Here is a 13548-nt window from a genome sequence, read left to right as displayed (position 1 = left end):
ACACGGGGGGCTGCTGTAAACCACAAACCGTTAACCACAAACCGTCAACTAATGAAAAAGTTAGGTTTTGATAAATGGATCGTTGTCATAACGGTCACCACGGCCGCCCTGCTGCAAACCATCGACTCATCCATTGTCAACGTCACGTTGAACCAGATGATGGGGAACCTCGGCGCATCGCTGGGCGATATCAGCTGGGTAGTGACAGGGTATGCAGCCGCGAGTGCGGTCATGATTACGATGTCGGGCTGGCTAACGGCCAAACTGGGTCGCCGGAATTACTTTGCTGCGTCTATCATTCTGTTCACTATTGCATCGATATTCTGTGGGACATCCACCAATGTGTGGGAGCTTGTCTTCTTTAGGGTGGTTCAGGGAATTGGTGGCGGAGGGTTGCTAACGACCGCTCAGTCCATTCTGATCCAGACATTCCCGAAAGAGGATTTAGGGATCGCCAACGCCATTTTTGGATTGGGTGTAATCATTGGCCCATCCATTGGCCCAACGCTTGGTGGGTTCATCACCGACAACCTCTCGTGGAACTGGGTGTTTTATATCAACATTCCATTCGGTATTCTGGCTACTTTCCTGACGTACACCTACATTAAGGAACCGGCGGAAAAAATGCTGGCGGGAAAGATGGATTGGCTGGCGCTGGTCCTGCTCGTTATGGGTATCGGTGGTCTACAGATCATTCTGGAAAAAGGCGAAGAAAAAGACTGGTTCGATTCCCGCTTTATTGTCGGTATGTCGATTGCGGCTGGGGTCGGATTGATTGGCTTTATCTGGCGGCAACTGGCGGTTAAGCTTCCTATTCTGGACCTTCGTTTGTTGCGTCAGCGCCGGTTTGCGGTGGGTACATTGTTTAACTTCATTCTGGGTTTCGGTCTGTTTGCATCGGTGTTTATCATTCCGGTTTTCTGTCAGACCATTCTTGGCTTCACCGCCAGCCAGACAGGATTGTTACTCATGCCGGGCTCCATTGCCACGGGGATGATGATGCCGGTTGTGGGCGGGTTGATGAGCAAAAACTACATTTCGCCGGTTTGGTACGCGGGCATTGGCTTCCTGCTGTTCTTCGGCTTCTGTTTCGATCTATCGGCCATTAGTCTGGCCGCTGGTCCGGATTATTTCTTCTGGCCGCTGATCATTCGGGGGATCGGTATGGGCTTGATTTTTATCCCGCTAACGACCGTTACCCTAGCCGATTTAAAGAACATCGAAATTCCGCAAGGGTCGGCCCTGACGGGTATGATTCGTCAGTTGGGTGGTACGTTCGGTACGGCCATCATGACGACGTATATCTCAACACGCACCATGTTTCATGCATCGCGATTGGGTGACAACGTCTCGACCTATAACCCATTATCGGTCGATCGTATCCGGCAGTACACGAGTCTTTTCCTGTCCAAGGGCGACGCCTTAATGGCGGCTACCAGTAAAGCCTATGGCATCATGCAGGGTGCCGTGATGAAACAGGCTTTAGTCATGACCTATGCTGATGCATTTCTGGTGATTGGCGGTTTCTTCCTGATTTGCGTACCGTTGCTCTTACTATTTATTGGTAAGAAAATTGAAGCGCCTGCCCATACCGAAATGGTAATGGAGTAGGAGTTTCACCAATTTGACAAGTTTATCATAGATTTGGTGTCGGGAGCAATTCCGGCACCTTTTTTCATTACTATCTTTCTACCATGCCTATCCCTGATTACCAAAGTGCAATGCTGCCTCTCTTAAAATTGGTCGCTGATGGCCAGGAACATAAGTTCAATGATTTGGTCGACGTACTAAGTGAACAGTTTAGATTAACAGAAGAGGAAAAAAGTGAATTACTGCCAAGTGGGCAAAGTTTTTTATTTGGCAACCGAGTTGGTTGGGCGAGAACCTATTTAAAAAAAGCTGGTTTGTTGGACTCGCCAAAGCGAGCAATGATTGTAATCACAGAGCGCGGTAAGGATGTTCTTCGGCGTAAACCGGCAGCTATTAATGTTAAGTATCTTAAGCAATTTCCAGAGTTTGTTGAGTTTCAGATGCCCAAAAAGAATGAGGGTGTGGCGGAAGAGCCGACGTCTATAGATGACAATGTTCAGACAACAGACCCGGAGGAAACGCTTGAACTTGCCTATCAACGTATTCGTAAAACCTTATCACAGGATTTATTAAATAGGGTTGTTGCTCTCTCTCCCGCGTTCTTCGAACGTCTTGTCGTTGAATTACTTGTTAAGATGGGATATGGTGGTTCAATTAAGGATGCAGGAAAAGCTATTGGAAAAAGTGGTGATGAAGGTATCGATGGTACTATTAAGGAAGATAAGTTAGGACTTGACATTATCTATATTCAAGCTAAAAAATGGGCACCCGGCAATGTTGTGGGCCGCCCGGAGTTGCACAAATTTGTAGGTGCCCTAGCGGGCCAAGGGGCTAAAAAAGGTGTTTTTATTACTACGTCAAGTTTTACTAAGGAAGCTTCCGAATACATTCCTCGAAATGAGACGAAAATTGTTTTGATTGATGGTGAGCAGTTAACTCAATTGATGATTGACTATAATCTTGGTGTTACTGTACAGCAGATTTATGAGGTTAAACGAATGGATAACGACTATTTTGGTGAATAATAGTATTAAGAAAGATAACATATTCCTGTTTACTCTTAACAACAAGATCGCCTATTGAGGTTTAGGCGAATGTCAGAGTCTAATTCTAGCAATCCAAATGGTGATGGATTAGAAAAGTAAGGCACATAGTTTGTTTTATAAGCAAAAAGGCCGGGAAATAGCATCCCGGCCTTTTTTAATGTCTAGTAATCAGGAGAAATATATGTCTACCCAACGATAAGCACTTGGCGCAACATTTTTATCGGCTTTCTGCGCTGTTTAGACAACGCTCGCACTACGCTTAAAACGTATTCGCAACCCTACTTGCGCCTGGATTCGTCGGCCCACCTCAACCGTCTTACTTTTGCAACCCTACTATTTGTATCTTCCAGCTTCTGTTTCAGAGCAGCTAACTTCTCTGGATCGAATCCTTTTTTGTTCTTTTCCACGAAGGTTTCGGCATCAGCTATGTTTTGTTGCACCTTATCCCATTCAACCTGAGCCCAGATGGCTCCCACATCAACTTTATACGCTTTGTAGGCTCCCATACCCCCTTTCACGATGGAAATGGCCGCTCCTCCGCCACCTGCCACCGCGCCAACTGCCGATGCGGCTCCTGCGTGTGAAACTTCCACGAGTGTTCTCGTGATGCCCTCTTTGGCACCTACTGCTCCAGATCCTTTCAACAACTCTCCTCCACCTACGGCCGCTCGGCCACTTTGAACTCCGCCTTCCCGCTGCGCGTTTGCTAATCCTACCTCCGTAACTGACCGGGCAGCGCCCACCGCTACACCTGTTGCTGCCGAAGATACCCCAATCGCAATCGCACCAGCGGCCATTGGAATAGCGGCAAGGCCGCCAGAGGCCACAATGCCGGCCACAATCAGGCCACCACCTAAAATACCCAATCCTATTTGTAATCCACTTAATGTGGCCATTCCGTTTCGCCACTTCTTCACATCCTGCTCATTTTGCTCGAACAGTTCCATAAGGGCGTCTATGCTGTCGCACCAGGCACCTACCTTGTTGAAATTGTCCGTCTGGAGTTGATGCGGCCTGCCCCTAACGGCCTGCTGACTACGTTCTCTCCCTGTTAGTTGAGCCGTGAAGTCCCAGGTGTCATCGATTACCCTAAGCTCATGGTTCGGGGTGAACAGGCTTGCTATTCTCGGCAACTGTACAACACCGGGCTCGCTTGTATTCAACGGACCGCTACTAATCCGAGTTGTGCTATCCTCCCAGCCGCCACTGATACCGCGCACATACCAACCTGCTGCCCGGGTGTTTCTGCCATTTTTTTCTCCCTGCCAATATCTTGCCTCACGTCCGTCGGAAAGCGTTTTCTTCGCAGCCCAATACCCGTTTGACATAGCCGCGGCCGTTTGCACCTGGGCCGCACTCGGCGCTGGCCGAGAAGCACTGGCAGGTGTAGCTGCAGGAGTGGGGGTATTCCGAAGTTGCATTGCACGTTCAGCAGGGGTCATAGGCGTAAAGAATTTACAGTTAAAGAATGGGTAAGGTCAACAAATTACCAATGATCATTAATGAATACTAACCTTAAAGGTACTTTAGTTTTCACTTAGTAGGTAACTATTTCAAACATACGGTAGTATTACTGTTGTGTACTCAGGGCTGTAGGCCATATTCGGTAACGGTTGGCTACTTCACCAACCGCATAAGCCAGACCGTGAGCGGGCCGCTGTACAAAGCCGCTGGTCATAAATACGTGGTCGATACGTATACAGATTTGATAGTTCCCCGAAATAATCCCCAGGCTATTCATCGTGGACGAAATTATAGCTGAGCAGCAGCGACGGCACATACGTATACGCCCGTTTTCTGAAAGCTGCCGGATTGGGACGTTTCGACAATAAGCGTCAATAAGATCAGGAAAATGCCCACAGGCTTCTGCATGTTAAAAACCGGCGGCCTGCCCGTCTTTCCGGGATTCAGTAGCGCCGTGGTAAATCTTGTTTTTGGCATCGTACATGATGGCCTGATAGCCACCGTAGCCGCCAAGTCCATAGCCAACTTTATGCCCTTTGCGCATCAAATCGCGGATGGTTTCGTAGGGGTAGCCCGACTCCAGGGTGATCTGTCCAGAGTCCATCATTTTCTCACCTGTTGGTTCCGACGAGCCCTGGTGATCAATGCGGGGGGCGTCGCCAGCTTCCTGCGGGTTCATGCCGAAATCAATCATGTTCATGACAATCTGCACATGGCCAAGGGGTTGGAAGCTGCCGCCCATGACGCCGAAGCTCATAAAGGGTTGTCCATCTTTGGTGATAAAGGCCGGAATAATAGTTTGAAAGGGTCGTTTATGGGGAGCAAACGTGTTGTTTTGACCGTCAATCAGGCTGTACAACTCACCCCGGTCCTGGAGCATGAAGCCCAGCCCGTCGGGGACCATCCCTGATCCAAAACCCCGATAATTACTTTGGATCAGCGAAACCATATTGCCTTCTTCATCGGCCACGGTCAGGTAAATCGTATCCCCTTGTTTCAGGGCTGGGTTACCGGCTTCTACCCGGCTGGCCGCCCGATTGAGGTCAATGAGTTTACGCCGTTCGGTCGCATAGGCTTTGCTAACAAGCTCCCGAACGGGAATCCTGGCAAAAGCCGGATCGGCATAGTATTTGGCGCGATCTTCAAACGCTAGTTTTTTGGCTTCTATAAACCGGTGAATGTGCTCGGGACTGCCCCAGGGCGTTTGCGAAAAATCGTATCCTTCCAGCAGGTTCAGCATCTGCAAGGTGGCAATGCCCTGGCTGTTGGGCGGTAGCTCCCAAACGTCGTAGCCACGGTAATTTGTCGAGACCGGTTCAACCCATTCGGAGGTGTGGTCGGCCAGGTCTTTTGCGCTTAAGTAGCCACCCATTTTCTTCATAAACGCATCAATCGTTTTGGCGATATCCCCTTTATAGAAGGCGTCCCGGCCACCTCTGGCAATTTTGTCCAGCGTGTTGGCCAGCGCCGGATTTTTGAAAAGCTCTCCCCGTTTAGGTGCGGCTCCGGTGGGTGCATAAGTTTCGTTTACATTCGGATATTTACCGAAGCGGGCAATCATGGACGGCCAGTAAAATGCGGCTTCGTCGTGAACAGGATAGCCTTCGCGGGCATACCGGATGGCGTGCGACAGAATGCTGGGCATAGGCGCTTTCCCAAAACGCTTGTGCAATTCAAACCACCCATCCACACAGCCCGGCACTGATACCGGCAGTGGACCATCGGATGGAATGTGCTTGAGTCCCCGTTTCTGCAATTCGGCCAGTGTGAGTGTATAGGGCGACCGGCCAGACGCATTTAGGCCGTATAACTTTTTCGTTTTGGCATCCCAGACAATAGCGAAGAGATCACCTCCAATGCCGTTGACATGGGGCTCAACCAGACCTTCCATTGCATTGGCGGCAATGGCGGCATCGATGGCGTTACCGCCCGATCGGAGTACGTCGATGGCTGCCTGGGTCGAGAGCGGATGGGAAGTGCAGGCCATTCCGTGGCGAGCCATGACAACGGCACGGGTCGCAAATGATTTTCCACTAAGCCGATCCTGGGCATTCGCCAGGGGAAATAACGCAATCCAGCAGGAGAGGGTAAGTATCGTTTTGTTCATGAAGAGGTTGGGCGGATTGGCCTGAAATAACTTGTGCCACGATGAGGACACCGTGGCACAAGATACAAAATGAGTTAAACATTTACGGGTCAGGCGTAACGGCACACCGTTAGGTTTATGGGAAACTACTCCGTCAGAATGACTTTGCGACTAAGCCGCTGTTGATTCTGGGTGAGCGTCAGTATGTAGCTGCCCCGGTTCAGTTGATCCACAGTCAGGTTGATCAGATTTTCGCCTGGCACAACCTGGTGGCTTGTCTGGTGGACGGGTAAGGCGGCTGAATTAACCAACTGGATAGTGGCTTCACCGGCTGTTTCGGCAAAATACTGTATCCACAAACTCTGTCTGGCTGGTACTGGATAGACATTCTTTAGAAGAGGACCCAACGCGACCTGTTCTTCAGAGATACCTAGTCGTCCACCAGCATAGGCTGTTGAGGCAGGGTATAACCGGATCTGGGGAACCGTTTGCTGAGCCTGGCCTGGATAAGACCACCACAGTTTTGCCAGAGCTCCACCCGAATTTTCAAAATATTCCAGGCGGATGTCATACCGTTGCCCGGCGGTCAGGTTTATTGAGGAGCCGTTGTTGATAACGGGCGGGTGGGCGTTCCAGTCATTAATCAACTGTACACCGTTGACCCAGAGCCGAACCCCATCATCGGCATTGGTGCTGAACGTGTAGGCACCACTGACGGGCGCTTCAACCTGACCCGTCCACCGAACCGAAAAGTTGTCGATATTAACCGTGCCCGCAGCTGGTGAACCCGTTCCCCAGTCGAAATCTACCGTAGCGTCGGTACGCGTCAGTACACTGGGCGCCGTTAGGGACTGGTTGTTGAAATAAGCGGCTCGTAAACCTGTGCCTGTACCGTTGCTAGTGTTATTGCTGACTAAGGGTTGAACAGGGGCAACGCGTCGAAAAGCGGCATCCGGGATTACTTGCTTGCCTAGGTTAGGACCGCTGTAGCTGACAATCAATGTTTGACCACCAGCACCTTGAAAGAAAAGAATACTTATGGCATGCAGACCGGCCTTCAGACCAATGGTACCTGACCGTTCCTGATCGGCATGAATGCCATCGTTGTTAACGATTTCGGTAGCTCCGATCAGAAGCTTACTACCATCATCAGACGTTGTGTAAAACGTATACGTCCCGTCCGTTGGAATGCTAATGTAGCCGGTGTACTTCATGCTGTAATTGCTGTCCCGGTTACGTACTGTAAGACTGGGATTTGTGCTCGTTCCCGTCTTAACCGGCGAGAGTGTGTTAAAGTCAGGCAGATTGGACCAGCTACCTTCGTAGTAGCTATAATCCAGACCGGCGGTTGTGTTGGCTGGGTTATCGGCAGCGCGTAAGGACACAACAGGTGCCACGCGCATAAAGGACGCATCGGGAATCACTTGCTTGCTCAAATTGGTGCCACTATAACTGACGGTCAGGGCCTGATCACCACCCCCTTCAAAATAAACTATGGTTAGGGCATGGAGACCCGCCTTCAGGCCAATGGTGCCCGAGCGCTCCTGAACAACGTGCCCACCATCGTTATTAACGACTTCAGTGGAGCCAATCAGGAGCTTGCTGCCGTCGTCAGAGTTGGTGTAGAATGTATAAACACCGTCAGCCGGAATCTTCACATAGCCGGTATAGCGCAGGGCGAAATTGTCATCGCGGCTCCGTACGGCCAGCGTCGGTGTATTGATTATGCCACTCTTCACAGGCGTTAAGGTGCTGAAGGTCGGCAGGGTACTCCAGTTGCCCTCATAATAGCTGTAATCCAGTCCGGTCACGGCATTGGCAGGATTGTCGGCCTCGCGTAATGGCTGCGACAACGTAACGTCTTTTAGCAATACCATCGACGAATATGCGGGTATGGTTACCTGACCGGTATAAACGCGGTTGCGCATGTCGCGATAAGTGCCTTCCAGAGAAACCTGATTTGAATTTGCCGAGCAATTCGCCAGACACTTGATATAATCGTCGGGGTTGCCTGACGAATACGTAATTGGGCTATTGGTCGTTGTTAGATCTTTGTTGTACTGGCTCTGCCACTGAGACAGCGAGAGGGCTGCTCCGGTCGTTCGGTTATACACCGCCAGCACCTTATACGTATCTTCAAATGGACGGCCATAAGCGTTGTTATCAAACTGGCCGTAGTTGCTTAAGTCGTTTTGATTCGATTCGTACTTTACGTTAAACTGGTTTGCCAGCCGACTCACAAAAATGTTATTCTGAATCTGGTTATTGCGCGGCTGACATCCGCCAGCGCTCGTGATGGATAATTGCCCATCATTGTTATTATAAGCCGTATTTCCGGTCAGTATAACGTTAGACGAACCGTGCAGGAAAATGCCGAGCCCCCGGCAGTTGTATACCGTATTATTGGCAACTTCCATGTTGTTCGTACAATCGTCGAGGTAAATGCCGTGAGCGCCTGCAGAGGTGCCATCGGGCGATCCTTCCGGGGCGCCAATGCCGTTGAAAACAATATTCGAAATCAGGTGTATGTCGTTCAGAGCCTGTTGATTGCCATTCCAGATATACAGGCCGCTACCGTCGCTTTTGGTTAGGCAAAAGTTGCTGATCTGGTTGCGTTGAACAGTAGTGCTGGTCGAGAAATTAAGCGCGTTATAGCCAATGTTGTCGATGACATTGTTCTCTATCAATGTGTTCGCTGTACTGGCCGACTGAAAGCCAACATACGTGCCATCGCCACTTTTCCCGCGACCCGGAATCAGGCCAATGCGCCGGAGGGTATTTCCCCGGAAGGTTACGTTTTGGTAGCTGCCAATGTCAACACCGTTGTTATTGGCATCTTCGATCAGGTTGTTTTCCAGCAACAGTTGCTGCCCACTGCCCTGAACCCGCAACGCATCCTCCCCCGATTGGGTAATGTCTATGTTGCTAATGGTGAGGTTAGAACTGTTCGTGACCGACAGACCCGTTGCTAGTGTTTGAGTAATTTTCAGATTCCGAATCGTTACGAACGAGGCCGACGAAACACTGATGCCTTCATTGAAGGCCGTGGCGGTTATTAACTGACCATTGGGATTTGTCTGGTCATCGTATAGTTGAATCGTTTTTTTCGTCGGGTTGTAATACCACTCGCCCCGCTGGTCGAGGGTAGCTGGGTGGTTCTGAATGAAGTACCCCCAGTTATCGGCAATGTCGTAGTTGCCGGACCCAGCCAACGTGAGGGTATTGCCCGATTGGGCGGTGATGGTTGCCCGATTCAGTATCCATTGCACTGGCCGGAAAACGGCTTCGGCCCCTGACCAGTTTGCTGGCAGCGCCTGTTGGCTGGTGAGTTGTGTTTTGCCGCTGTGCGATTGAACCGTCAAATAGCCTTTGTTAGCTGCGTTCAGGTTTGGGTAACGGCCTAGTGGAAGAGCGGCATTGTCTCGATAGAGCCCCGTCAACCGATCTCCGCAGCCAGGGCAACTGGCTTGCCAGGTGTTATTCCCCATGTTTGTCCAGTTACTGACCGGTATAGCGCCACACAGAACAGGCTTATTGCCGGACCCGTAAGCATCGACCACGATTGGTTTACCGGAAGTGCCCGACTGCCGGAGTTGAAGACTCCCCTGAAAGGTATCGTTCCGTCGGAATAGCACCTGGTCTCCAGGTTGCAGCGATAGGCTGTTAATCTTTGAAATGGTTTGAAAGGGCGTATCGCTTGAGCGTCCGGTGTTCGAATCGTTACCCGAATTGGCTACATAGTAGATGGTTTGCCCCAGAGAAGGTGATAAACTGCCGCCCAGCGCCAGACAGACGGGCGTGCAACGAAGCAGCATTGCCACTTGTTGGAATAAAGGTTTTTTCAAATTTAACACGGTAGGTAAAGTTTACGAATATTAATATTAGTTAATACAAAGTTATTCTATGGACGTAGAAAGCTAATAAATCAGTTGTTTACTTACAATTTTGAGGCAAAATAAATTTAAATATAGTAGTATTCTATGATAATATTTGCATTATTTAAATATTTTATTAACGAAAATCTAAAAAAGTAAACTATTGGCGAGACTCAGTTTTATAGTTGTGAGAGGAAAAGAGGAAAGGTCTTAGTCTATAGATGTAGAATTGTACTCAGGAGGAAGTAAGTAATAACTTGTCCGCTTAAACCAAGTTAGTAGGCTGATGTAGTCCAATAACCCTTAAAATAGCTAGGGAATGTAGATAAGTGGTTGTAGACTCCAGTGGGTTCGGGAGATAAACCAAAAGCGGAGCATTGCTTTAGTATGTAAAAACTACTCAGTTTATAGCAGCTTCGACTAGCCACATAATAGATTAAAAGAGAGTAATTAGTGGGCACCGAATATCCGGGATCGTACGTGCGAACACCCGTATACGCCGAAAGTCAAGACATAAAAAACCCTTCATTCTGACAGACATAATATGCCGTTAGAACGAAGGGTTTGAGACTGGTGAATTACGAAAAACCGTTCTGGACCTGGTCAACGAGTGACTATTGATCCTGACTGGCGCAGCGTACAGACGGCCTACTTATCACTGGTGGTATATTCATAAACACCGAGGCCCAGTACCTCGCTTGTTTGTTTCCTAAGTTCCTGTCCAAGCGCCGGATTGTTGGCCAGAACCTGGCCATAACTTGGAATCATCTCTTTGAGTTTTTGTTGCCAGGCGTCGGTGGCCAGTTGATCAGGGAAGCAACGCTTCAATAAATCGAGCATGATGGAAACGGCCGTTGAGGCACCTGGCGAGGCACCTAATAAAGCGGCAATGCTGCCATCGGCTGCGCTAACTACTTCTGTACCAAATTCGAGTACACCGCCCTCTTCATCGTCTTTCTTGATAACCTGCACCCGCTGACCGGCAATCTCCAGCTCCCAATCTTCCATTTTAGCATCCGGATAATACTCCCGCAGGGCATTTAGCCGATCTTCTGGAGATTGCATCACTTGTTGAATAAGGTACTTTGTCAGCGATACATTATGCAGGCCCGCCATGAGCATGGGTGCCATATTGCTTAACTGAATGGATTTAGGAAGATCCAAATACGAACCGCTTTTCAGGAATTTGGTCGAAAAGCCAGCGTAGGGTCCAAAGAGAAGTTCGCGCTTGCCATCAATCATGCGGGTGTCCAGGTGAGGAACCGACATAGGCGGAGCGCCTACCGAGGCTTTCCCATACACTTTTGCCTGATGTTGCTCAATCACTTCTGGGTTTACGCATTTCAGCCACTGACCACTTACCGGGAAACCGCCAAAGCCGCGGCTTTCGGGAATGTCCGATTTTTCGAGCAGTCGCAATGAGCCGCCACCCGCGCCGATGAAGATAAACTGGGTCTGCACGTCGCGAACATGGTTCGTTGTCACGTTTTCCACCCGAATTTTCCACCCACCAAGCGATTTAGAACGCCACAGGTCGCGCACATCATGGGCAAAGTGAATGTGAACGCCCGGCATGTCGTATAATCGACGGAACATAGCCCGCGTCAATGCGCCAAAGTTCACATCCGTACCAATGTCCATTCGGGTAGCCGCTACGGGTTGCGAGGGGTCGCGATCCTGCATGACCAGCGGCATCCACTCGGCCAGTTGGGCCGGATCTTCTGAATAGCGCATGCCATGGAAAAGGTAGTTTTGCTGGAGCGCATCGTACCGTTTGCGGAGATACGAAACGTTGTCTTTTCCCCACACAAAACTCATATGCGGAATTGACCGAATAAAATTAGGGGCGTCGTTCAGAAAACCACGCTGAATGAGAAAAGCCCAGAACTGCTTTGATAGCTCAAAGGACTCGGCAATCTTGATGGCCTTGGATGGGTCAATGGTGCCATCTTCCTGTTCGGGCGTATAGTTGAGTTCGCAGAAAGCCGAGTGGCCAGTTCCGGCATTGTTCCAGGCATCCGAACTTTCGGCAGCCGCACTGTCCAGGCGTTCGTAGATATCGATTGTGATGTCGGGTTGCAGTTCTTTCAGCAACACTCCTAAGGTGGCACTCATGATGCCAGCCCCAATCAGGACGACATCAGGCCCTTTTTGTATTGATTTACTCCGTTTCGCCATGATCTAAATAGGCAGCTAATTATGTATTCTTTTCAGGTATGTATTCCTGATATAGTTACAAAGTTGGTGGGCAGGATGTTCCAAAGCCATAGATTTACCTTTGTTTTATCCGTTTTTTTATCCTCTGGTTAGCCCTGCGTTTTTATTGCCAAAATCGCTGCAGTGCTCCACCAACGGCGCATCCGGCCGATGAGCACCGGGTAATCTGGTCTGATCACCTTTAGTTGGCGCGGTCAACCCGCCTATTTTTAATAATTTTAGCCCATGACATACCCGTTTCGTGCCTTTGTGTTACTTTGTTTGTGTATGCTTCTGCTTGGTCAGTCAGTTCAGGCACAACCGCTTTCTGTTGCTTCAGGGCTGCCTGAGCCAACGGGAATTAGGCAAGGGCGCTTTATTGGTGTACTGGTTGGAACAGCGGCTTTTTATACCATTACACTGCTCATGCTGCGAAAGCAGTGGTATAAGAAAAAAGTCCCTTTTCATTCCTTCAATGACAATCGGGAGTGGCTCCAGATGGATAAAGTTGGCCATGCAGCAACGGCTTATTGCATGAGCAGGGGCGGATATGAACTGATGCGCTGGAGTGGGGTGAATGAACAAGCCAGTATTCTGACCGGTGGCTTGCTAGCCCTGTTATTTCAAACGACGCTGGAGGTGTATGATGGCCATTCGGAAGGGTGGGGGTTTTCGAAAGGCGATATGCTGGCAAACGCTGCTGGAACGGCTTTGTTTATGGGACAGCAATATGGGGCAGGCCAACAAGTTGTGAGCCTGAAGTATGGATTCCGAAAAACGATTTTTCCACCTTTTCGCCCCAATGTACTCGGCAAAACGACGGGCGTACAAATGCTGAAAGATTATAATGGCCAACAGTACTGGCTCTCTGTTAATCTGGCGTCTGTATTGCCGGTTGGCCCTTCATTTCCGCGCTGGCTGAATCTGGATGTTGGCTATAGCGGCAGTGGTATGATCGGCGGACACGAAAATCCACCGCTGGTCGATAGCGAAGGCCGCCCCATTAAGTTTGAGCGGTATCGTCAGTTTTTTATTTCACCCGACGCTGATTTGTCCCGTATCAGCACGTTTTCTCCTTCGTTACAGCGGTTTATCGGAACGGCTCAATTCTTTAAAATTGCGGCTCCTTCTCTGGAATATAACCGGGTAAAAGGCGTTCGTTTTCATCCTTTTTTGTTGCCCAAAGAATAAGAAAAAACGCATCTGTAAATTCCGATTTTTACATATATTCTTGCGGTACAGGTGACCACTACGATTCTTCGATCAGTTGAATGAACTAGATGCCTAAAAG

Annotated in this window: 7 protein-coding genes; 3 read left to right on the top strand and 4 right to left on the bottom strand. The window is 49.5% G+C overall.

What is annotated here, in order from left to right; translation table 11 throughout:
- Nucleotides 1-51: 51 nt before the first annotated feature.
- Nucleotides 52-1611, top strand: coding sequence for a DHA2 family efflux MFS transporter permease subunit (locus tag SD10_RS16245; RefSeq protein ID WP_046575081.1), 1560 nt, complete (start codon nt 52-54; stop codon nt 1609-1611).
- 83 nt (nt 1612-1694) lie between these two features.
- A complete protein-coding gene (locus tag SD10_RS16240) occupies nt 1695-2615 on the top strand; it encodes a restriction endonuclease (protein ID WP_046575079.1) in 921 nt (306 codons plus the stop codon).
- Between the two features lie 299 nt (nt 2616-2914).
- Here SD10_RS16240 and SD10_RS16235 read toward each other — a convergent pair whose 3' ends face one another.
- The 4 genes from SD10_RS16235 to SD10_RS16220 form a co-directional block, all read right to left on the bottom strand.
- A complete protein-coding gene (locus SD10_RS16235; protein WP_046575077.1) occupies nt 2915-4078 on the bottom strand; it encodes a hypothetical protein in 1164 nt (387 codons plus the stop codon).
- Nucleotides 4079-4509: 431 nt separating this feature from the next.
- A complete protein-coding gene (ggt, locus tag SD10_RS16230) occupies nt 4510-6207 on the bottom strand; it encodes a gamma-glutamyltransferase (protein ID WP_046575074.1) in 1698 nt (565 codons plus the stop codon).
- Between the two features lie 125 nt (nt 6208-6332).
- Complete coding sequence (locus SD10_RS16225) at nt 6333-10031, bottom strand: PA14 domain-containing protein (protein WP_227698988.1); 3699 nt, start codon at nt 10029-10031, stop codon at nt 6333-6335.
- Between the two features lie 678 nt (nt 10032-10709).
- Nucleotides 10710-12239 carry a malate:quinone oxidoreductase gene (locus tag SD10_RS16220; RefSeq protein ID WP_046575070.1) on the bottom strand — a complete coding sequence of 510 codons (1530 nt, stop codon included), beginning with the start codon at nt 12237-12239 and terminating at the stop codon, nt 10710-10712.
- 264 nt (nt 12240-12503) lie between these two features.
- Here SD10_RS16220 and SD10_RS16215 point away from each other — a divergent pair, with 264 nt between their 5' ends.
- Nucleotides 12504-13448, top strand: a complete 945-nt coding sequence (locus SD10_RS16215; protein WP_052731208.1) for a DUF2279 domain-containing protein — start codon at nt 12504-12506, stop codon at nt 13446-13448.
- The last annotated feature ends 100 nt before the right edge of the window (nt 13449-13548 follow it).

Source organism: Spirosoma radiotolerans, assembly GCF_000974425.1.
In the GTDB taxonomy this organism is placed as follows: domain Bacteria; phylum Bacteroidota; class Bacteroidia; order Cytophagales; family Spirosomataceae; genus Spirosoma; species Spirosoma radiotolerans.
This window is presented reverse-complemented; position numbering and strand designations above follow the sequence as displayed.